This window comes from Taibaiella chishuiensis, from assembly GCF_003014535.1.
In the GTDB taxonomy this organism is placed as follows: domain Bacteria; phylum Bacteroidota; class Bacteroidia; order Chitinophagales; family Chitinophagaceae; genus Taibaiella; species Taibaiella chishuiensis.
Window position 1 is genome coordinate 90,442 of record NZ_PYGD01000014.1, and the last position, 22,892, is coordinate 113,333.

Below are 22,892 nucleotides of genomic sequence, written 5' to 3' on the forward strand. Positions count from 1 at the left end.
AATGAAATTTGCAGACGGCCGCAGGCAAAGGAGGACACAGTAATTTAACTTTTCAACTTTTTAAACCTGTCCGAACTTTAGCTATCCATATCCCTCACCGTTACCGTTTCAAAGAACTGCTTGCTATGGATAGTACGAAACAACGTCACAACCAGCACCTGCTCTGGCGTGCCGGCTTTGGCCCCGCTGCTGCCGACCTGGACCGGCTCCGTCACATCAACCCGGACAAACTTTACAAACAGCTGGAAAAACAGGCAAAGCAAAAGCCTGTACCCTTCGATGCGGCAAGCGACTATATCAAAACGGCCTTGTTGCAGGCTGCGCCGGCTATGGAAGGCCAGTTATCGCCCGAAGACAAAAAAAGATATACTACCGAGCAACGCAGACTCATTAACCGGCAAAGCAATGAAGACATCCGGAAGTTAAGCCTGCTGTGGCTCGACGAAATGGCAAAAGGTGAAGGACAACTCCGGGAGAAACTGGCCCTGTTCTGGCATGGGCACTTTGCCTGCCGGGTCAACAACAGCCTGTACCAGCAAATGCTGCTGCAGGACATCAGGGAGCATGCCTTCGGCAACTTCGGCGACCTGCTGAAGGCGGTGAGCAAAAGCGCTTCCATGCTTACTTTTCTCAACAACCAGCAGAACCGGAAAAAGAGACCCAATGAAAACTTTGCCCGCGAAGTGCTCGAACTGTTTACCATGGGCCGCGGCCATTATACCGAAACCGACATTAAAGAATCGGCCAGGGCCTTTACCGGCTGGGGATTCGAAAAAAACGGCAGTTTCGTGTTCCGCCCTAAAATACATGACGAAGACAACAAAACCTTCCTGGGGCAAAGCGGCGCCTTTACCGGCGACGATATCCTCGACATTATCCTGAAACAGCGGCAAACCGCCGTGTATATTACAGAGAAGATTTACCGCTATTTTGTAAACGACCGCCCGGATGCCGCCCGCATCGAATGGCTGGCCGGGCGTTTCTATGCAGGCAACTATCACATACCCGGCTTGATGCGCGACATTTTTACCAGCGACTGGTTTTACGACGAAGAAAATATAGGCGCACAGATCAAATCGCCGGTAGCCTATATGACCGGCATACGGCGCCTGTTGCCCATAACGATACAGAACGAGGAAGTACAGGTATTGCTGCAACGCCTGCTGGGCCAATGGTTGTTTAACCCGCCCAATGTAGCCGGCTGGCCCGGTGGCACCGCCTGGATCGACAGCTCCAGCCTGATGCTGCGCCTGCGCATACCCGGCCTGGTTAAAAACGAAGAAAGCATCAATATAAAACCCAAAGGCGACGACGATGTACAGATGGGCCGGAAGGAAATGCTGGAAACCGGTACGGTGGCGCGTCCCAGGCAAAAGAAACCCGGAGGCGGCTACCAGATCCTGGCGCAGATCGACTGGCAGCAACTGGACCAGCCCCTGGAACGGGTATCGCAGGAAGCGCTCTATCCTACCCTGGAACAATTTATCCTGCAAACGCCACCCGGTTCGGCAGATGCCGCTTCGCTACAGAAGCTGGTGGTGCAGACCGACAGACCGGCTTATATCCACTCGCTGGTAATCGCCTTTATGAGCACGCCGGAATACCAGTTGTGCTGATCTTAATTTACTTCATCCTACAAAATACAACCCATGCAGATCGGTCGCAGAAGTTTTATCAAAACAGGTGTGCTGGCCACCACAGCCTTACTCGTTCCCCGGTTCCTGCGGGCCTTCGAAGGCCCGGCTGCAGGCATTGTGCCGCCCGGCAATAAAGTACTGGTAGTACTCCAGCTTAGCGGCGGCAACGATGGTTTGAATACCCTCATACCCGTGCGCAACGACAACTACTACCGGATGCGCCCTACACTGGGTATGAAAATGGACCGGACCCTGTTGCTGAACGATGAAACCGGTCTGCATCCCGAGCTCAGCCATTTTAAAGCCCTTTATGATGAAGGCCACCTGGCCATCCTCAACGAAGTGGGGTATCCCAACCCCGACCGGAGCCACTTCCGGAGTATGGACATCTGGCAAAGCGCCAGCGAAAGCAGCGAGGTATGGCAAACCGGCTGGCTGGGCCGTTATCTGGACGAAGCCTGCCAGGGCTGCGCCAGGCCTACCCAGGCCCTCGAGATCGACGATACGCTGAGCCTTGCCTTAAAAGGGGAACTGGAAAAAGCCATTGCACTGAAAGATCCCAAACTGTTGTACAACAACAGTCATAAAGCTTACCTGCAAAGTCTTTCGGAAGCCCATAACAAAATGGCGCATGCGGCGCACCACGAGCAACCCGTCGACTACCTGTATAAAACCATGACCGGCACCCTGAGCAGCGCCCAGTATATATTCGAAGAAAGTAAAGCGGTCAACAGCACGGTATCCTACCCGAAAACGGAACTGGGTAAAAACATGAAGACCATCGCCTCGCTGATCCTATCCGATATCAATACCCAGGTATATTATGTAAGCGTGGGCAGCTTCGATACCCATACCAACCAGCAGGCGCAACAGGCCCGCCTGTTTAAACAAATTAACGAAGCACTGGCGGCCTTTACCGGCGACCTTAAAGCCAATAACCGGTTCGACGATGTACTGGTCTTTACCTTCAGCGAATTTGGCAGGCGTGTGGCCGAAAATGCCAGCGGCGGCACCGATCATGGTACGGCCAACTGTATGTTCTTTGCCGGTGGCGGTCTTAAAGAAAAAGGCCTGCTCAATGCCCTGCCCGACCTGCAGGGACTTAAGGACGGCGACCTGCAATACAAGGTAGATTTTAAACAGGTATATGCCACGGTGCTGAAGCAATGGCTCGGCGCCGACGACCGCAGGATACTGGGTAAACAAATGGACTACCTCAGCTTTATTTAAACAAGGTTCCGGGGCCGCGCGATGCAGTATAAACAAGGGTAGTCGCCTAATTATGTTATCTTTGTTTACCTTTACCGCTAATCGATCGGAATGAAAATAAAGTCTTTCTTAGCCAAGCCCTACGCAGCTGTTGTTCATAAACGGATACAAAAGTCGATGCAGACCGCAGTTGCAGACCAGCAAACTACCCTTTTACACCTGATCAAAAACGGCTCCCGTACACAGTTCGGACGCGATCACAACCTGAAAGACACTAATAACTACGACGAATTTAAAGCCGCCATTCCCGTTCGCGACTACGAAGGTATAGCCCCCTATATCGACCAGATCAAAGAAGGCAAACAAAATGTGCTCTGGCATGGCAAACCCCTTTATTTTGCCAAAACCTCGGGTACTACCAGCGGTGTGAAATACATACCCATCAGTAAAGATTCCATATCCAATCATATCAATACCGCCCGTAATGCCCTGCTGTGTTATATGGTGGAAAGCGGCAATACGGCTTTTGCCGATGGCAAAATGATCTTCCTCTCCGGTTCGCCCACCCTCGAACGCATTGCCGGTATACCCACCGGCAGGCTCAGCGGTATCGTAAACCATCATGTACCCGGCTACCTGCGCCGCAACCAGATGCCCAGTTATGAAACCAATTGCATCGAAGACTGGGAAACCAAACTCGACAAGATCGTAGCAGAAACATTGGGTCAGAATATGACCCTCATCAGCGGTATACCGCCCTGGATGCAGATGTACTTCGACTGGCTGATCGAGAAAGGCAATGGCCGCAAGATCAAAGACATTTTCCCTAACCTGCAGCTGCTGGTACATGGCGGCGTCAACTTCGAACCTTACCGGCAAAAGCTGATCGACAGCATCGGCAAACCGATCGATACCATCGAGACCTTCCCGGCCTCCGAAGGCTTCTTTGCCTTCCAGGATAGCCTCGACCAGGAAGGCTTGTTACTCAATACAGCATCCGGCATCTTTTTCGAGTTTATCCCGGCCCAGGAAATCTTTAACGACAACCCTACCCGGCTTACCCTGAGCGAGGTAAAACTCGGGGAGAACTACGCGCTCATCATCAACAGCAATGCGGGGTTATGGGGTTATAACATTGGCGATACCGTCAAATTTGTAAGCCTCAATCCGTATCGTATCGTCGTTACCGGCCGTACCAAACATTTTATATCTGCATTCGGCGAACATGTAATCGCAGAGGAAGTAGAACATGCCCTGATGAAAACCGCCGCGCGGCACAACGTGAAGATCGTTGAGTTTACCGTAGCGCCTATGATCAATACCAATGGCGAACTCCCTTTCCATGAATGGATGGTCGAGTTTGAACAGGCACCTGCTAACCTCGAAGCCTTCGCAGCGGAAGTAGATGAGACCCTGCGGGAGAAAAATATTTACTACGACGACCTGATCCGCGGCGCTATTCTGCAGCCCCTCAAAATACGGTCGCTGCGCCGCAATGCCTTTATCGATTATATGAAATCGATCGGCAAGCTGGGCGGACAGAATAAAACACCCCGCCTCAGCAACGACCGCAAGCTGGCTGATGCCCTGCTCCGGATCGCACAATAAAAGCATTCAAGCCAACCCCCGGGTTGGCTTTTTTTATGCGCTGTGCTGCAGCCGGACACGCATTCTTTAAAGCAATATTTTTCCGTATGCGATTAATATTTAAGAAAATATATTTCTTATATTATGAAAGGAAGCTGATCTTTGCAGCCGGGTAGCCTCACTATGAGATCAGCGTTAACTATGGGGTAACGAATAAAATGCAAAATCAACTATTCCCTGTTATGGAATGCAGCGACATGCTGCATCTAAGTAGCGTAACTAATTTATCAACATCATTTTAATATCTGAAATATGACAACAACACGCAATTGGAAGTTACTCGCAGCATTTGCCTTTTTACTGGTATTCGCGCTGCCCGCCAGGGCCGCAGACCTGATCCGGCTGATCGTAAAAGAAGACCGGGCCACCTGCACCGGCGTAGCACCGCAAACCTGCTTCCAGGTAAAGTATAAAAACAGCACCGATTGGGAGTTCTTCTACGAAAGTATAGACGGCTTCCGCTACGAGGAAGGCTATCGTTATACCCTGAACGTATACCGTACCCGCAGGAAAAATGTACCGGCCGACGCCTCCATTTACAGCTACAAATTGAAGAACATCGTAAAAAAAGAATGGATCGGCAGCGCAGCAGCTTCCGGTGTAGCAGCCTTTGCCGACCAGCAATGGGTACTGACCGCGATCAATGGTCGTAAGGTAGCCAACAGCCGTGTATTTCTCTATATCGATACCAAAGAAAACCGTTTTAGCGGTAGCGATGGATGTAATGGTTATGGCGGCGGCTTTACCTATAACGAACGTAGCCGGATCATTACCCTGGGCGATGCCATGTCTACCCTTAAAGCCTGTGCCGACCGCGCGGTAATGCAACTGGCCAATGAATACGGACAGGCACTGCAACAAAAAGAATTTACCACCAAAGTAACCAATCATACCCTGACCTTATCCCGCAAGGGCAAAGTGGTGCTCGAGTTTATCCCTGCACCGCTTACCGGCGGCACAACCGGCAAAAACAACAGCACCGATATCTGGAGTTATATTGCCAAACACCAATGGCGCCTGATCCAGATGAACGGCAAAACCCAGGACCAATCGCCCGCTTTCATAGACTTTAATGTACAAGAAAATAAAGTAAGCGGTAATGCAGGCTGCAACCGGTTCTTCGGCAGTTATACCGCAAAGGACCAAAGCATCACCTTCAGCCAGATGGGATCGACCCGCATGGCCTGTATGGATCCCAAACGCAGCAAAACAGAGCAGGAACTCCTGCAGTTGCTCGGTAACCAGACCTATAGTTTCGACGTAGCCGACCAGACCCTGAACCTGTACCAGAACAACCGCATCGTACTGATGTTTGGCAAGTTTAGCGCAGGCAAACCAGAGGGATCGGGCTTACGTGGCACCGTCCGCTTCCTGGAAGGCAACCAGATGCCGGGTACCGGGCCTCGTACCGGCAGTAATAAACCTGTGGCACGCGAGATCCTGATCTACGAAAAGACGCGCCAGAACCAGGTTACAGCCGGCGAGGCGGGATTCTTCGATAGCCGCAGCATTGCCACTAAAAAGATCGCTACCATAAAATCTGGCACCGATGGCCGTTACAACGTAAAACTGCCGGCAGGCACCTATTCCGTATTCGTTATGGAAAATGGCCGCCTGTATGCCAACGGAACAGATGGTGAAGGTTATATACAAACCGTTACCATCGCCCCGGATGCCTTTACCGATTTTGATATCAATATCAACTACAAAGCCGCCTACTAAATAAAGCAAGGTACCTGCAATCAACAAAGCACGCTTTCCACAGCGTGCTTTGTCATTTCCATAATAGCGTGTTTGCTTAGAAAAAAACAGGACCTTTGCTCCTTTACCCGCTCCCTAACCATGCACAAGGATATTATACCGAACTATCGCCAGCTCCAGGAAAAACATACACGCCGTTATGCACAGCTCAGCAGGCAGCACAATATCATTACTGCCTTTCGCCTGCTGATCGCCGCAGGATTTATTGCCGCGCTTTATCTTCATTTCAGATACCCTTCGGCAAGCGTTCCGATATTCTTATACTGTGCCCTTGTATTGATAGTTCCGTTTATCGCCCTGATGCAACTGAACCGCAAAACAGCCTGGAACAAGCACTTTCATAAAAACCTGGTCCGTATCAATAAAGAGGAGATTGACTTCCTCGAGTATAAAGAAAACCATGCCGACCCGGGCCTGCGTTACCAGGATGGCAACCATGCCTATGCCGCCGACCTCGACCTCTTCGGGCCGCGCTCGCTGTACCAATACCTTAACAGGACTGGCACACAGATGGGCAAAGACCAGCTGGCAGGCCTGATGCTGCAACCGGGGAACAGCGAACAAATCAAAGCGGCGCAGGAAGCGGTACAGGAACTGCGCGATGCGATAGACTGGCGACAGGAATTGCTGGCCATAGCCCGTATTACCGACGACAACAAGGATGTATACCGTTACCTGTTACAGTGGGCGGATACCAAAGAACCCCGGTTACCCAGGGTACTATTGGTACTGGCCTGGATATTGCCGGCAGCCTTGTTATCGAGCCTGGCGCTCTACTTCCTGTTGCACGACAACCTGTACTGGGAGCTGGCTACCAAACTGGCGCCGCTGAACCTGGTTATTATTGCGACCCAGCTAAAACAGGTAAAACAGGCGGTGGCCAGTACCGACAAAACCGACGAGATCCTGAGGCAATACGCCGCCATGATCGCAAGAATAGAACAGGCGCCGTTTAAAAGCGACGCGATGCTGCAACTGCAACAACGCCTCAAGGCCACACATGACCAGGCCAGCCGGCAGATCGGTAAATTATCGGCCATATACCGTCGTATGGAAACCGTACAAAACCCTTTCGGCGCCATTATCCTCAACGGCTTATTCCTGTATCATGTGCATGCGCTCAACAGCCTGCGCCAATGGAAAGCCCGCTATGCCGCGCAGATACCGGTATGGCTCGACGTGATCGGCAGGGCGGAAGCCCTGGGCAGCCTGGCCAATTTCAGCTATAACAACCCGGACTTTGCCTTCCCGGTATTAAACGACCGGCAGGAGCTGGCCTTTACCGAATTAGGGCACCCGCTTATCGACGAAGAAAAACGGATAAACAACGACATCTCTTTTATCGACCACAATTTCGTGATCCTTACCGGCTCCAATATGTCGGGCAAAAGCACCTTCCTGCGTACACTGGGCGTCAACATGGTGCTGGCGGGTATGGGGGCGCCGGTATGCGCGCGCAAAGCCACCTTCCACCCGATGCCGGTACTGGTGTCGATGCGGCAAACCGACTCGCTGGCCGATAGCGAATCGTATTTTTTTGCCGAAGTAAAACGGCTTAAGTTTATCATTGACCAACTGGGTAAGGAAACTTGCTTCGTACTGCTCGATGAAATACTGCGCGGCACCAACTCCGACGATAAACGCAGCGGCACCATCGGGGTGATCGAAAAGATAATCCATAAAAAAGCGATCGGGGCTATTGCCACACATGATCTCGAGGTATGTCTTACCACGGATGCGCACCCTGGCAAGCTCATTAATAAATGCTTTGAAGTAGAGATCATCAATAACGAGCTCGTATTCGATTATCAACTCCGTAATGGTATCTGTAAAAACAAAAGCGCCACCTTCCTGATGCGTAAGATGGAGATCATCTAAAATACCAAGCCAGTAACAGGTACCCTGAACCTAATTTTTAATAGTACACATGAAAAAAAATCTGAACCGGGTTTACGGTCTCTTTAGTTTTTTATTGCTCTGCGCCTGTAACGATACGGCAACACAACAACAGCAAACAACGCCGGCAACAGTAAGCGATACCACGACAGTACAGCAGCGGGATACAGCCGCTATACCACCGGGCGGGGCCATGATCCTGAACGCAAGCAGCTACCATGGCGACGAGGTCGGCGACAGCGTATCCCGCAAGAGCTGGACCGGCCTGTTCCGTAATGCGGGAGGTTACTATCTCGATGCTACCCGTATTCAAACAGCCAGGGTTTACGATGCCGTACTGGACGAATCGGAAAACGGGCCACATACCGGCATCGAAGTAAGGGCCCTGCATAAAGACACGGCCATATTATTGATATCGGGCGTTCCTTACCTGCGTACGGGCCCCGTTACCGCCGTGCCGGAATTAAGCGCCGGCGACCGTTCTTTCTTTACCCTGCAACCCGGCGACAGCAGCCGCTTTAACTATGCAGGCCACAGTTATACCCTGATTGCCCGTGGCACCAAAAAACAGGTAGACGACCAGCCCGGTAACGAGATCATTACCGACTACCGCCTTTACCTGGCAGGCGACAAGAATGGCAAGCGGATAGAACAATTGCTGACTGCGCAGAAAAACCTTGATGATACCCTACCCTGCATCATCTTCTGCGGCGACCTGGACGGCGATGGCCTGCCCGATTTCCTGATCGATACCACGGATCACTATAACGTATTCCAGCCCACACTTTACCTGTCGGCGCAGGCTGCAGCAGACAAACTGCTGTTGCGTGTGGCCAAACATACCAGCGTGGGTTGCTAAACAGGTAATCAAAACGTAGCTTCGATCCTTTCCCTGCTATTCGTACCTTAGCAAAAAATAAGCCCATTCCTATGGCAAGTTCCAGGCAACAGGATCAAAACATGAGTACAGCAGCCGAAATACTGGATCCATACGACGGACCTGTAGCCAGCCTCGGGTATAGCGTACGGGATTACCTGCTGCAACAGCTGCCGGGCATCAGCGAACAGCCCGATGCCCCGGCCGGGATTATAGGCTATGGTTATGGCACGGGGTATAAGGATATGATCTGTACCATTATTCCCTCCAAAACAGGAATAAAGCTGGGCCTGGCCTATGGCACTACCCTGCCCGATCCGGCGGGCCTGCTGCGGGGCAGCGGAAAAGTACACAAACATATTCCCCTGTCGTCGGTAGCGGACTTCGATAACGAAGCGGTACTGCAATTGCTACAGCAGGCGCTTAAGGCCTGGGAACAAAGAAAACAGCTAAAAAGATAAAGACGACATGCAACTAATCGCGAATTGCCAGATCAGGAACAGGATGATACCCCGCCACCATGCCGACCGGCTGCTGGAAGCCTGCATAGCGGCCACCGGCCTGCAAGCAACGGACATATGCCTCAATTTTACTCCTGTAGTACAACAGGTGGGCCGGCAATTTGAGCTGATCCTGCAGGTATTCCTGCCGGCAGACATGCCGGACCAGGAGGCCGAAGCCATTGCGGGCGCACTGCCGGGCATTATGGCACAACACCTGGCACTCCGCGAAGCGGATATATGGCTCACCCTTACCCGAACCCAGACACCACATGATACTGCACATTAAAAACATGGTATGCCATCGTTGCAGGATGGCCGTAGAGCAAATATTGCAACAACTGCAGCTGCACCCGGTTGCCGTAACCCTGGGAGAAGCGGTTATCGAAGAAAAAACGCTGTCGTCCAAAAAAGCAGAGGCATTGAGAACAGCACTGTCGGAGATAGGATTCGAGCTGATGGATGACAAGAAGAGCAAGCTGATGGAGCAGATCCGGAAATTCATCATAGAAACGGTACACTACAGCGAAGAGCCTTCCCGTCTTAATTTCAGCCAATTGCTGGCCCGGCACACCGGCCATGACTACTCCTACCTCAGCAAGCTTTTTTCGGAGGTAGAAGGCATTACCATTGAACAATACCTGATCCGGCAAAAAATCGAGAAAGTAAAGGAACTGCTGGCGTATGACGAACTCCCCCTGTCGCAGATCGCCTTCGACCTGGGGTACAGCAGTACCGCCCACCTCTCGGCACAGTTTAAAAAAATGACAGGGCTTACGCCCACGCAGTTTAAACAACTGGGCACCCATTCCCGCAAGTCGCTCGACGACCTGGGCGGCCTGGGTTAAGCCTGCCGTACCCCGGGAATTTATTTTGCCGATTCCGGTTTATCTTTGTCCTGCTCCTGCAATACCAACCATAAGCCTAAACCGCAAGTATATGAATAAACTGATCAAAGCCACGGCCCTCCTGCTGCTTTCGGCCATAACCTTACAGGCACAAACCTTTGATGCGGCAAAAATGGATAGCCTGCTGCAAACCCTGAACCGGCACGACAAAGCCATGGGCAGCGTCGCCATTGGACAAAAGGGACAAAATGTGTATACCCGGGCATACGGCTATGCCGATGCTGAAGCCAAAATACCGGCCACGCCGCAGACGCGGTACCGTATAGGCTCGATCTCCAAAATGTTTACGGCCACAATGATCTTCCAGCTGATCGAAAAGAAAAAGCTGAGCCTGGCCACCACACTCGATAAATTTTACCCTGCGGTACCTCACGCCGCCCAGATTACCATCGCCGACCTGTTGCAGCACCGGAGCGGCATTCATAACTTTACCGATGCCGACGACTATGCCGCATACCATACCCAGCCCAAGACCCACGACGAAATAGTGGCGCTGATCGTAAAAGGCGGTTCTGATTTTACCCCCAACGAAAAAGCGGCCTACAGCAATGCCAACTATGTATTGCTGGGTTATATCATCGAACAGTTGTACAAGCAGTCCTACGCCGAAGTACTGCAAACACAGGTGGCGAAAAAAGCCGGCCTGGCCAATACCTATTATGGCGGCAAAATCAATACCCAAGCACAGGAAGCGCGCTCCTACCATTATACGGACAATACCCTCACGCCCGAAACCGAGACGGATATGAGCATACCCGGTGGCGCCGGTGCCATCGTATCTACCCCATCCGACCTGATCCGCTTTATCCGTGCCCTGTTTACCGGCAGGCTGGTGAGCCCGGGCAACCTCGAACTGATGAAGACCGTAAAAGATCAATACGGTATGGGTATGTTCCAGATCCCTTTCCACGACCGGGTTTCGTTCGGGCATAGCGGCGGTATAGACGGTTTCTCCTCTATGCTGGCTTACTTTCCGAAGGAAGAAGTATCGATCGCCTATTGTACCAATGCGCTTAACTATAACATGAACGACGCGCTGATCGGCATGCTCAGCATTTATTTCGGCATGCCTTACACCCTGCCGGAGTTCAATACCCTGGTGCTGAAACCCGAAGAGCTGGACAAATATACCGGCACTTATGCCAGCACACAGCTGCCGCTTAAGATTACCATTACCAAAGATGTAAACGTACTCTTTGCCCAGGCCACCGGCCAGTCTGCCTTTGCCCTTACCGCTACAGGGCCCGACCAGTTTGGCTTTGACCAGGCAGGCATACAGCTGAGTTTCGACCCGCCCAATAATAAAATGACCTTAAAACAATCCGGGCAGACCTACCTCTTTACCAAAGAACCTTAATATTTAACGCCTCCGACCTTGAGTAAAAAAGAAATCATTTTTATTGCCATCGCCCTGTTCTGGCTGGCAGCAGGTTTTTACCTCTTCAAAAAAACCCGCACAACCGCAGACGACCGTTTTATCAGTTATACCGCCGATACCCGTACCGAGCAGATCCGTTTATACTGGAAAGATGAGCAGGGCAAGGATTTCCGGAATATAGGCAACCTATTGACCTGGACAGGGCAGCACCAGGTTACCCTCTCCTTCGCGATGAACGGCGGCATGTACCAACCCGATTTCAGTCCTGTAGGCCTGTTGATAGCAGAAAGCGTACTGCTGCACCCGGCAGATACGGGTAACGGTAAGGGCAACTTCTATAAGAAGCCCAACGGGGTATTCTTTGTCCGCCCCGATGGCAGTGCCGGCATCTGCATCACACAGGATATCAGCCGTGCCGGCAAGATGGCCTATGCCACCCAATCGGGACCTATGCTGTTACAGGACGGCCAGATCAATCCATCATTCAAACAGGACTCGGCCAACCTGCTGGTGCGCAACGGTGTGGGTATACTACCCGGTGGTAAAGTACTTTTTGTACTTTCGAAAAAAGCGATCAGCTTTTACGATTTTGCCGCTTATTTCAAGACCATGGGCTGTAAGGATGCCTTATACCTGGATGGCCAGATCTCGCGGGCCTACCAGCCTGCCCAACAGTGGGAACAAAAAGACGGCGACCTGGGTGTGATCATAGGCGTATATCCCAAAACCAACCCTTAAGAACATTTATGTCAGCAACAGCACAATACCAGGCTGCAGCCGGGCAGATCGCCGGTGCAACGGAAAGCCAGATGTTTGGTAAACCCTGTTTTAAGATCGACGGGAAAGCATTTACGTGTTTCTTCGCGGAGTGTATGGTATTTAAACTGGGCGGCGATAGCCACAGCAGGGCATTAGCCCTCGAAGGCGCTATGCTGTTTGATCCTTCGGGCAAAGGCAGGCCCATGAAAGCCTGGGTACAGGTGCCCGCCGCGCATGCCGCCCTGTGGCCGGCCCTGGCCCGCGAGGCCGCCGCCGCGCTGTAACAGACAGCACTACTGCCGGAATCCCCGTACTACCGGGGCTTTTACTGTAGCTACAACAATAAAAAGCCCGGATAAGACCCGGTATTATTTTAGAATCTTTCCTAATTTCGGGCTTTGATTTAAACTGTTCCCCATGAACCGCATCGACCGGCTTTTCGGTATACTCACCTTTCTTCAGTCCAGGAAATATGTAAGCGCCGAAAAAATAGCGGATAAATTCGGGATCAGTGTAAGAACTGTATACCGCGATATTAAAGCCCTCTGCGAACAGGGTATCCCCATCAGTTTTGAACAACATAAAGGTTACTTCGTGGTGCAGGGTTATTTCCTGCCGCCGGTTTCCTTCAGCAATGAAGAGGCCAATGCCCTGCTGCTGATCGAAGCCCTGGTCAGTGGTTTTGCCGACCGCTCCATACAGAATCATTATGCCACGGCGCTCAATAAAGTAAAGGCCGTATTACGGCATACGCAAAAGGAAAAACTGGAGCTGCTGCACCCCAATATCATGTTGCAGGTGCCCAAAAGGATCATGAACGACCTGGATTACCTTTCCGTATTGCAGGAGGCCATCAGTTCGAAACACATCCTGGCGATAGAATATAAAAATAATAAGGAGGAGATCAGTAACCGGCGGCTCGAGCCTATAGGCCTTATCTTTTATGCCTTTAGCTGGCACCTGATCGCCTGGTGTCACCTGCGCAGCGAATACCGTGATTTTAAAGTAGCCAGCATTATCCGGGTAAAAAACACCCAGGACCCATTCCTGCGTCCCGGGCATATTTCGCTGAACGAGTATACCAAAATGCTGCCGGTGGATTATTAACAGGATCCACAACCGACCAGCACGACAACACTGTTTATGACCCCGGCAATCGTTGCCGGGATTTTTTTTTGCGGCCGTTTTTAACACTGCCATACTGTTGTCAGTGGGTGGCTGTTACTTTGCTTTATCAAACAAAAAAAATAAAAACTATGTCTATGATCAGCATGTTCAAAAAAGAGCTCGACCGCGAATCCGTTATTACCCGCAAAATGCTGGAACGCATTCCTGACGATAAATACGACTGGAAACCGCACCCGAAAAGTATGACCATCCGCCAGTTATCGTCCCACATCGCGGAGCTGCCCACCTGGATCCCGATGACCATGACTACCGATGAACTGGACTTTGCCACTACGCCTTATGAAGCCAAGCAGATCAACGATACGAAGAGCCTGATGGAACTCTTTGAAACCTCGCTGCAGGAAGGTTATACCGAATTAAAGGAAGAAAATGAAGGTAAGCTGGATCAACCCTGGACCCTGCGTAACGGCGACCAGGTATATGATGTATCGCCTAAGGCCGAAGTGATCCGCATGACCCTGAACCAGGTTACGCACCACAGGGCACAGCTGGGCGTGTACCTGCGCCTGCTGGACATTCCCATCCCGGGCAGCTACGGACCCAGCGCCGACGATATGAGTTTCTAAAAAAAAGTACCGGGCCCCGTAAGACCCGGTACTTCCAATAAAAATAACATGACCGAACCTGTACACACTATGCCTTACCCTTTCAAACACTCTTTCAAATGGATCTTCTGGTTTGGCCGGGGCCTTGCTGCCGGTCTTAATTCCCTGTTCGTTTAAAGCGTGCTATCCGCATCGCCGGCCGGGATATCTTCCTCCGGATTCCCCGGCTTGTCTGCTTTGCGCCCGGCATACAATTCATACTCCAGCAACCGGCAGTCGATAGTACTGTTATAGAATTCGATCCGGCGGCTGGCCTTCAGGCCTATCTTCTTGGCCAGCTCCATATTGCCGGTAAATACATAACCGTAGTAGCCGCGGCATTTCTGTTTCATAAAGTCGCCTATGCGCGCATAGGTCGTTTCCAGCTCCCGGATATCGCCCAGCCGTTCTCCATACTCGGGGTTGATGATCATTACCCCCTGCTCCGTATCGGGCACCGCGGTATCTGCAAAGTCGCAAAGGCCAAATTCGATAAGGTCCTCCACTCCCGCAGCCCGCGCATTTTTACGGGCATTGCTGATGGCCTGGTCGCTATAGTCCGTTGCCATAATCTTTAAGCCCGGTACCTCCACGATCTGTTCTTCCAGGCGGCCTCTTTCCTCCAGGTATACATTTTCATCATAACCTACGAGGTGCATAAAAGCATAGTTGAGCCGGAACAGGCCCGGGCGGCTATTGGTGGCAATCAGCGCAGCTTCTATCGCCAGGGTACCCGATCCGCACATGGGATTGATAAACGGAGAAACGCGGTCCCAGCGCGAAGCCAATATGGTCGATGCGGCCAGGGCTTCCAGCATGGGCGCCCTGCCCGGTATTTTACGGTAGCCATGGCGTGCCAGCGAATCGCCCGAGGTATCGAGAAACACCTCGGCATAGTCCTGCTTCCAGAACAGGTGAATAACCGCACCGCGCAGCTCGGCGCCGGTTTCGGGCCTTATGCCTCTCTTGTTGCGCAGCCGGTCCACGATCGCATCTTTAACCCGCAGGTTGGCATACATGCTGTTGTTGATCGTTTCGTGCTGTACATTACTGGTTACGGAAAAATAACCGGGTTCGGGCAACAGGTCTTCCCAGACCAGGTCTACCAGGTTCTCGTAAATATCGTCGGGGTGCCGGGCCTCGAAACGGTCGAGGCTGAACAATACCTGGCTGGCGCAGCGCAGGTTCAGGTTAAGCCGGATACAATCGTTGAGGGTTCCCCGCAGGCGAAGGCCGGTAATAAAAGTTTCTTCGATATCAAAACCCATCTCCCGTACTTCCAGCTCCAGGTAAGGAGCCAGGCGTTTGTTACAGGTAACGGTGATCGGTGCTATAGTAGTAAATAAAGACATGAACGGCAAAGGTAAAGCAGTTTCTACTTTATCCGTGAGCGACAACCGCATTATGTAAAAAACTTACCGGCATCCTGATCATGTATTATGAACGACAGGGGCTTTAATAGCCCCCCTTACGGATAAAATATATCCTTTTTTGTACTTATGTTTGTAAGGTCCATAATAGCACAGGATCGTGCAGTTGCACCATCCTTTCGTTTTTTTTTAACCCAAAACAAACCTGATTATGACAAACAAACACCGTTTTACCAGGATCGGGATCCTGGCCAGCCTGCTTTGCGCAGGACTTGCACACCCCCTTTCAGCGGGGACCTGATTCCTCCATATCAGCGGTAAAGCTGGCACCATTACCAAACCGCTTGTGGTTACCCCGTACCGTTGAGCTTATAACCGGCAATCCGGTTTTTCTTATAAAGCTACCGCTATAGACCGGTAGTTTTGGTTTTGTAAGGAGCTTGCTGCATAGTCCGTTTACGTGCAACTACCGGTCGAATCTGCTCACCTGCTCGCCGGGAACACGCAGTAAAAAAATAGCAGTTTTTCTACGCAGGGTTTCCGCTACTTTAGTAGCAGCTGCAAAAGCATAATATCTAACAAACTGGCAACTAAAAAATAAAATGCAACCATTAATTTGCTATAGATATTAACGTCATAAATAGCTATTTCTTTAAAATAAAGTACACCATACACAGACCTCTTTTTTTAACCAAACAAACACAAACATGAACCACAAACTTACCCGCTTAGCCGGAGCCGGGATGCTGGCCTGCCTGCTCAGCACAGGGCTTGGTACTACTGCCCGTGCACAGAACATTATACCACCTTCGTTTGCCCAGCAGGGCCTTGCCCCTACGCCTAACAATATGGCTACGATCAACGCCGCCATGATGGAATGCCCCGACTATGGCGGCAGAACGCTTGCAGCCGTAGTCACCAGCGAAATTAACGGCACCAATCTTTACCTCAATTATGGCAACGGGGCCGTCACTTCGGGACCGATACCCGTAACCAGTGCCGGATGGGCCTGGGCCGATGTAACCATCGGCGACGACCCTGTTATGCCCGGCAATCGTTATGTGGTTGTCGTTTCTTACCGCGAGTACTTTTCACCGGGCATGTATAACATCTATATCAGGCGCTTTATTGTAGAAGATCTTGCAGGGGCGATGACCGTTACCCCCTTTGCGCCCGCTATGATTGGCCTGGGTGACAATCCCAAAATCGACAACGTTGCCGATCCCGCGAATGCAGTTGGCCCCTATCCGGGTATGACACAGTTCCTGGCAACCTATAACGTTATGACCGGTAGTACGGTCGGATACCACAAGGCCAATATGGATTTTACCGCTCCACAGGTCGGTACAATACCTCTAACCAACGGTTACAGGTTCATGGATGCAGCGGCTGTCCGGGACCTTGGTGTTAATGGCGGTGATGTATTTGCCTATGCTAGTGTACTCGGCAACAGTAATACCGAGCTGCGTGTTTATGAAAAGAACGTGACTACCGGTGCTGCTGCCACCTTTACAACGCTGCAGACCGGGCTGATGAGCTACTATTCGCGCATTGAGGCCCTGGGGCTCCGTGATGCAAACTCGGGCCTTAACGATGCCAAATGGGCGGTAACCACCAGCAGTAACCTGCGCAGGATTATGCTGTACACCAACCTTACACCGCCTTACTATTGCAATCCGCAAGCCTATTTCAATACCGGTTCGCAGGAGTACCCGGCGCTGGCGTCCGGTATCGGCGCACTGGGCGGCCCACCGGCTAATATGGGCAATAGCCAATACACCTATGCCTGGGGCGCACCGACAATGGGCAACTACTATTCGCAGGCTATAGCTACAGACGGTACCCCGATTGCCCCGAACGACTTTCATGTGGTGAACAATTCCCCCTGCGTAATGCCGTCCGATCCGCCGGAGCTCATTGCCCTGTGCAATAGCGCCAATAGCGGTACCGACCTCTTCGTAGCCTGGAACGAAGGCAGCAGGGTTATGTACAAGCAATTAGACAATACGTTAGCATACCGGCCAACTGCCGTAAAAGATGCGCAATCCTTTGCATCCCTGACGGTATCGCCCAACCCGGCCAAAGACAAGATCATCATCAGGACAACGGAAGAAGTAAACGGCGTGAGTATCGTAAATAGCGTCGGTGCGTTGGTTTCGCGTAAGAGCATTAAAACCGGCGAAACCACGCTCGATATCAGCAACCTCGCAGCAGGCACTTATTTCGTGCATATCAGTGGTAAAAACGGAACGACTACCAAATCCCTGGTTGTTGTAAAATAGACGCCTTTCTATGGATTAAAACAGAGCTACTGCAACATCGTTGTAGTAGCTCTTTTGCATTAGCGCATAACATAAATTCACACTAATTGGGAATGCAACCATACATTAACACAAATTAGAATACCGAAAACACAATTAACTATAGATTTGTAGGATCAAACAGGATAACAATAAAACGGTACCGGGCGATCCGCGTACCGGGTTTATAAAGAAGGTGCAGCCTTACAGGGCCACCGGCAAATACACAGGTAACAGTGTGCATGTCGTGCAAAATGAAGCTACCGTCGCAGTACGGTAGCTTTTAATTTTTTGGTTAGCCAGTGATGTGATCCGTGAAATTCATTTTTTTTCGCAGCGCCGCGCCACTGCGAGACCTCAAACAGGCCGGCCGATTTTCGCCGCGACGGCTACTGTAAGGGACGTTGCGAACGGGGGCAGTTTATCTCGCCGGCAGGGATATGCGTTTGATGCTATTTACTACTGTTGTTCCCTGCCTTCCACAGGGCCGCTTTGCAGGAGCCCCTGCGGGGACATCTAAGGTATCCTGGTTCATCACGAAAACAAATCTTATCTCCCGTTCTGCAATGCCTGTTGCATCCGCACCGGCACAGTAAAAGCTACCGTCGCAAGACGGTAGCTTTTATAGTTATTACTCTTTCTTTTTGGGAGGGGTATGATGCTCTTTTTTATTGTGCGTAGTATCATCGCCCTTATCATCCTGTTCTTCTCCCTCGCGGTGATCGAGATTATCCCGCACATCGGGTCTCGCCTTACGGTTATCCGGGTTGATGTGTTTGTCCGGTACCTGCGGTTTTACTTGACCTTTCATAACGTTGTCTGTTTTTGGTAAAAAATAAACCGGAACGCTGGCCTGCTCTTACTACAATATCACCGGGTTTAAGTTGCATCGTATCTGCTAAAATCTGCGCCAGACAATACTTCTATACCTGTAAATGGTTCATACCTATGGGAATCCGGGTACTGTTTTTTTACAGCCTTACCAGTGCCGACAAGGCATCGGCCTAAAAAGGCCCCGTGATACTAACCACAATTGATTGGCCTGACCGGCGGTTTTGCTTAATATTGTACCCCGTTTTACCAAGTCCGTATTTCTTTTATGTTCCCGATTGCATATCACCCGGTATACCGGCACCCGGTACCGGAAGGGCACCGTTTCCCGATGGATAAATACGAACTGCTACCCTTACAGTTGCTGCGCGAGGGCATCGTATCGGAGACTGATTTCTTTAGTCCTGCACCGGTGGCCCTGGAGGCCGTATACGCGGTACACCAGCAGGCATATATCGACGATTTCCTGCAGGGCAGGCTGAGTACCCAGGCTGCAAGGCGCATCGGCTTTGAACAATCGCCCCTGCTGGTCGAACGGGAGCTACGCCTTACCCAGGGCACGCTGAGCGGCGCGCTGCGAGCCCTCGATACGGGCATCGCCTTTAATATTGCCGGCGGCACCCACCATGCCTGCTACGATTATGGCGAAGGCTTCTGCATGATCAACGACCAAGCTGTAGCGGCGCAATACCTGCTCGATCATACCACGATCCGTAAAGTACTGATCATCGACCTGGATGTGCACCAGGGCAATGGCACCGCAAACATCTTCCGGCACGAAACACGGGTGTTTACGTTCTCCATGCATGGCGCCAATAATTATCCATTCCGGAAGGAACAATCCGACCTGGATATCGGTCTGCCCGACGGCACTACCGACAGCGATTACCTGCACCTGCTGCAACAAACGCTCCCCCGCCTGATCGACAAGGTACAGCCGGGTTTTATTTTCTACCAGGCCGGTGTAGACATTCTCGATACCGATAAAATGGGCCGTATGGCCTGTACCCTTTCCGGCTGCCGGCAACGGGACGAACTGGTGCTCGCTACGGCACAACGGCATGGCATTCCCCTGCAATGCAGTATGGGCGGCGGTTACGCTCCCGACATCCGTACGATTATAGAAGCCCATGCCAATACCTATAGGGTAGCTAAGGCCCTGTACTAAAATACGGAGCGCCCCGGAGCCTGAACAATCAGGCCGGAACCGCCTTGCAGGTCTGTTTGCCGTTACAGGTACGATTATCTTAAGTATCGAATACACTCTCTACAGTAATGCTATAAAAAAGAAGGCCGCGCATGCGCGGCCTTCTTCCGGTTATTAGGATACTTTATTGTTTAACGAATTTAAACACCTGTTTTGTGCCATCAGCACGGCTCAGGTGCATGATATACACGCCCGGTGCAAATTTTTTAACATCGACGGCGTAGGGTGCTGTGCCGATGAGTTTATGCCCGGCGCTATATAGCTTCCTGCCGGTTGCATCATAGACCGAGATATCGGTCCTTGTTTCCTCTGGCGACATGAACCGGATAAAAAGCTGATCATTCGTCGGGTTGGGATAAATAAAGAAGTTGTCCGCCATAATCGTTGCTTCTACGGGGGCAGGATCTGCCGGCCTAGCCAGCGCCCTGTCTCTATAGGCCTGCGATTGGCACTTAGCCAGTATACCTGCTTTGCTTTCGTGTGCCGATTCGAGGGTGCCATCGCAGGGAATGTAGCGGGAAATATTCAGCGACGAATTGCCCGTTGCCGGAGAAAAGAAAGTGGCATTGGTCGCAATCATACTCCCGGCATAAAGATGCACGTTATTGCCCAGGAAGACATTGTCTTTGATAATGATCGTATCGCGTGCGTAGAGGTTCTTGTTTACCGATACCTGCTCCAGCGTGATATTTTTAGGTGCGTTGATCAAAGTCGGAAAGACCGGATCTGACTCGAAGCTATGCGGGTAGTAATTATAAATCGGGCTATTGGGTTCAAGATAGCGGTCAAGGTTATAATACAGGTTGCTATACCCCGGGGCCGGCTGCGCCTCTTCTTTAGCCTTAGACATATCGTAGGACATGATTATGGTGGTAACGTCGTCGTCGACGCGGTTCTTTTTCCGGAGTTTAAATACCACCTTCAGGATAATATCCGGTGTCTTGTTCCGGCAGCAAATATCATTAGAAGTCTGGTTGGGATCAGTCTTGGTATGATAATACATATTGAAAGCAACATTGCGCATACACTGGATCGGCGCATAGGGCGTTCTTATCCTGTATTTGCCCTGTGCAGGCTTCTGCGCGCCGCTGTTGGCCATATAATCAAAATAGCCACTGGACAGGTAGTCCGTTTCCCAGCCTGCATCTTCCATCCTTTGCGGGATATTATCCGCATGGCTATCCGGCCGGCCAAACTCCACCGGCATCTGGTCTACATCCCGCCATAGATTGGTACTGTAGGGCGGGCGACGGAAAATCACTTTGCCGGAATCACTGCCGAATTCAAGGATATATGTAGCCTCTGCACTGATCAGTTCCAGGTTAGCTGCCGGGTTCAGCACATATTTGAGATCACCGCTCATCCGGTATTGGCGTATATTGGGAATAAACTCGGCCGCCGCGGCATTGATACTACTCAACTGGTAAGGATTCCAGCTCGGAGCCTTCGGCGCGTATTGCACATATTCCAGCGTCGGGATGTCCAGTATGTTAACTACACCGAGTATATTATTATAATCCGGGATACCGTTGCCGGGAGGCCCTGTTCTAGAGCCGGGAGTTGCAAAACTATAAGTGGTGATCGGGTTTGTTTTCTTGATGGTGCCATTAAGGGTCATATCCACCGAATAGGTCGTGGGTGTCGGCAAGGGAGCGTCCGTTTTGTTTGGTTTGCTCAGGTTGGTAAAAAAATCGATCAGCCCGATGGCAGCACCCACATAAGGAACAGCAGACGCCACACTCTTAAATGCCTCGAGCTGGTTAGCCCCGTAGCCCAGTCCCTGCAGGAATTGCACGCCCTCTTTACTTTTTTTCAATGCCTCTACATTAGGGGCAACCGTTCCGCTTACCCCGGGGAGGGTAATTCCACCCGGATGTCTCTTCTTAAGCATGGTATCGATCTTTCTTACCAGGTAATCATCTACTTCACCGATACCCTTTTCAAAATTCTTCCGGTAGCCATCAAAGGTTTTATAACTTTCAAAACCTTTCTGCAGGCCTTGAATCACCATTTGTTCGTTGGGCCCCCAATAACCATTCATACCGATCGCATTGGTAGACGTACCTGGGTGCATGTTGATTACTGCATTTTCATAAAGTTTTCCATTGATCTTGGCCTCGATAAGCGCATCTTCATTAGCGATCAGGCGAATGGTAATGCGGCTAAGCTCCGTCATGCCACAGGAACAGGGGTCATAAGCGGCGGGGAAGTCGGCAAAAAACCAATACCGGTCGCGGTTATCGAGATAGTTGGGTACCCGCATACTGCTTTGCGTTTCCAGGAATACAACCGGCTTGCCTATCGGGCTTACATGTTGCAACAGGGCAGTTCTGCGCGGACTGTTGAGGAAGGACAATTCGAGATAGGCGCCGGTAAGATTCAACGATGCAGCCTTGCTGGTAAGCATAAAAAAAACGCGGATCTTGCCCGTATAGCGGTTATACAATGCGAAAAAAGGATTTTCAACATTTTTATCTATCGGGGGACCAGGCAGCCCGAACTCTTTGATAAGCAACTCCCAACCGTCTTCCGGCTTATGGTCTTTGAGCGAAGGGGCTAAATCCTGGAGATCCGTAAGGTTCAGGTTATTAAATGCGCTGGCGCTGCCCTGCGCATACATCGGAAGCGTAATCGAGAAAGGAGGGGCCGTACCTGTTGCAGGATTATTGTCATCTTTCAGATAAGCGGAAGCTAACTCCTGCGTCCAGTCGAAGGTGTTCAAGCTTCCGGTTGCGCCGGGCTTCGTAGTAATGGTATTGATGTTATCCCAACAATACTGAGCCTGCGCCCGGCCCATAGCCAGTATACCGACCAGTAATAAAATTTTTGTTTTCATTTTC

The 22,892-nt window shown here is 51.1% G+C and carries 19 protein-coding genes; 16 read left to right on the top strand and 3 right to left on the bottom strand.

Annotated features, from left to right (window positions below; translation table 11 throughout):
• Positions 1–125 precede the first annotated feature (125 nt).
• The 14 genes from B0I18_RS23590 to B0I18_RS23655 all read left to right on the top strand — a co-directional run bounded on the left by B0I18_RS23590 (position 126) and on the right by B0I18_RS23655 (position 14,326).
• Positions 126–1,616 (top strand): DUF1800 domain-containing protein, encoded by a 1,491-nt coding sequence (locus tag B0I18_RS23590; protein WP_106525234.1) that lies wholly within the window; start codon positions 126–128, stop codon positions 1,614–1,616.
• 33 nt (positions 1,617–1,649) lie between these two features.
• Positions 1,650–2,867, top strand: coding sequence for a DUF1501 domain-containing protein (locus B0I18_RS23595; RefSeq protein WP_106525235.1), 1,218 nt, complete (start codon positions 1,650–1,652; stop codon positions 2,865–2,867).
• A gap of 90 nt (positions 2,868–2,957) precedes the next feature.
• Complete coding sequence (locus B0I18_RS23600) at positions 2,958–4,454, top strand: GH3 auxin-responsive promoter family protein (protein ID WP_106525236.1); 1,497 nt, start codon at positions 2,958–2,960, stop codon at positions 4,452–4,454.
• A gap of 291 nt (positions 4,455–4,745) precedes the next feature.
• A complete protein-coding gene (locus tag B0I18_RS23605; RefSeq protein ID WP_106525237.1) occupies positions 4,746–6,215 on the top strand; it encodes an META domain-containing protein in 1,470 nt (489 codons plus the stop codon).
• 120 nt (positions 6,216–6,335) lie between these two features.
• Positions 6,336–8,132: a MutS-related protein gene (locus B0I18_RS23610; RefSeq protein WP_106525238.1), complete on the top strand. Its 1,797-nt coding sequence runs from the start codon at positions 6,336–6,338 to the stop codon at positions 8,130–8,132.
• Between the two features lie 49 nt (positions 8,133–8,181).
• Positions 8,182–9,009: a hypothetical protein gene (locus tag B0I18_RS23615; protein ID WP_106525239.1), complete on the top strand. Its 828-nt coding sequence runs from the start codon at positions 8,182–8,184 to the stop codon at positions 9,007–9,009.
• Between the two features lie 101 nt (positions 9,010–9,110).
• The gene (locus tag B0I18_RS23620) at positions 9,111–9,488 is read left to right on the top strand and encodes a DUF1801 domain-containing protein (protein ID WP_181358599.1); all 378 of its coding nucleotides are present in this window, start codon (positions 9,111–9,113) and stop codon (positions 9,486–9,488) included.
• Between the two features lie 7 nt (positions 9,489–9,495).
• The gene (locus tag B0I18_RS23625; RefSeq protein WP_106525241.1) at positions 9,496–9,816 is read left to right on the top strand and encodes a hypothetical protein; all 321 of its coding nucleotides are present in this window, start codon (positions 9,496–9,498) and stop codon (positions 9,814–9,816) included.
• On the top strand, positions 9,800–10,375 hold the full coding sequence (locus B0I18_RS23630; protein WP_106525242.1) for an AraC family transcriptional regulator: 576 nt from the start codon (positions 9,800–9,802) through the stop codon (positions 10,373–10,375). The genes B0I18_RS23625 and B0I18_RS23630 overlap by 17 nt, the downstream gene beginning before the upstream one ends.
• Before the next feature lie 91 nt (positions 10,376–10,466).
• Positions 10,467–11,792, top strand: a complete 1,326-nt coding sequence (locus B0I18_RS23635; protein ID WP_106525243.1) for a serine hydrolase domain-containing protein — start codon at positions 10,467–10,469, stop codon at positions 11,790–11,792.
• 18 nt (positions 11,793–11,810) lie between these two features.
• Positions 11,811–12,551: a phosphodiester glycosidase family protein gene (locus B0I18_RS23640; protein WP_219906040.1), complete on the top strand. Its 741-nt coding sequence runs from the start codon at positions 11,811–11,813 to the stop codon at positions 12,549–12,551.
• A gap of 8 nt (positions 12,552–12,559) precedes the next feature.
• A complete protein-coding gene (locus B0I18_RS23645) occupies positions 12,560–12,856 on the top strand; it encodes a hypothetical protein (protein ID WP_106525244.1) in 297 nt (98 codons plus the stop codon).
• A gap of 133 nt (positions 12,857–12,989) precedes the next feature.
• On the top strand, positions 12,990–13,679 hold the full coding sequence (locus B0I18_RS23650; RefSeq protein ID WP_106525245.1) for a helix-turn-helix transcriptional regulator: 690 nt from the start codon (positions 12,990–12,992) through the stop codon (positions 13,677–13,679).
• Positions 13,680–13,828: 149 nt separating this feature from the next.
• Positions 13,829–14,326 carry a DinB family protein gene (locus tag B0I18_RS23655; RefSeq protein WP_106525246.1) on the top strand — a complete coding sequence of 166 codons (498 nt, stop codon included), beginning with the start codon at positions 13,829–13,831 and terminating at the stop codon, positions 14,324–14,326.
• A 152-nt stretch (positions 14,327–14,478) separates the two neighbouring features.
• Here B0I18_RS23655 and B0I18_RS23660 read toward each other — a convergent pair whose 3' ends face one another.
• Positions 14,479–15,696 (bottom strand): THUMP domain-containing class I SAM-dependent RNA methyltransferase, encoded by a 1,218-nt coding sequence (locus B0I18_RS23660; RefSeq protein WP_106525247.1) that lies wholly within the window; start codon positions 15,694–15,696, stop codon positions 14,479–14,481.
• A gap of 725 nt (positions 15,697–16,421) precedes the next feature.
• Between B0I18_RS23660 and B0I18_RS23665 the strand changes: the two genes are divergently transcribed.
• Positions 16,422–17,996: a T9SS type A sorting domain-containing protein gene (locus B0I18_RS23665; RefSeq protein ID WP_106525248.1), complete on the top strand. Its 1,575-nt coding sequence runs from the start codon at positions 16,422–16,424 to the stop codon at positions 17,994–17,996.
• 649 nt (positions 17,997–18,645) lie between these two features.
• Here B0I18_RS23665 and B0I18_RS23670 read toward each other — a convergent pair.
• The gene (locus B0I18_RS23670) at positions 18,646–18,825 is read right to left on the bottom strand and encodes a hypothetical protein (RefSeq protein WP_106525249.1); all 180 of its coding nucleotides are present in this window, start codon (positions 18,823–18,825) and stop codon (positions 18,646–18,648) included.
• A gap of 288 nt (positions 18,826–19,113) precedes the next feature.
• Between B0I18_RS23670 and B0I18_RS23680 the strand changes: the two genes are divergently transcribed.
• Complete coding sequence (locus B0I18_RS23680; RefSeq protein WP_106525251.1) at positions 19,114–20,013, top strand: histone deacetylase family protein; 900 nt, start codon at positions 19,114–19,116, stop codon at positions 20,011–20,013.
• 163 nt (positions 20,014–20,176) lie between these two features.
• Here B0I18_RS23680 and B0I18_RS23685 read toward each other — a convergent pair whose 3' ends face one another.
• Complete coding sequence (locus tag B0I18_RS23685) at positions 20,177–22,888, bottom strand: T9SS type A sorting domain-containing protein (RefSeq protein ID WP_106525252.1); 2,712 nt, start codon at positions 22,886–22,888, stop codon at positions 20,177–20,179.
• Between the last annotated feature and the right edge of the window lie 4 nt (positions 22,889–22,892).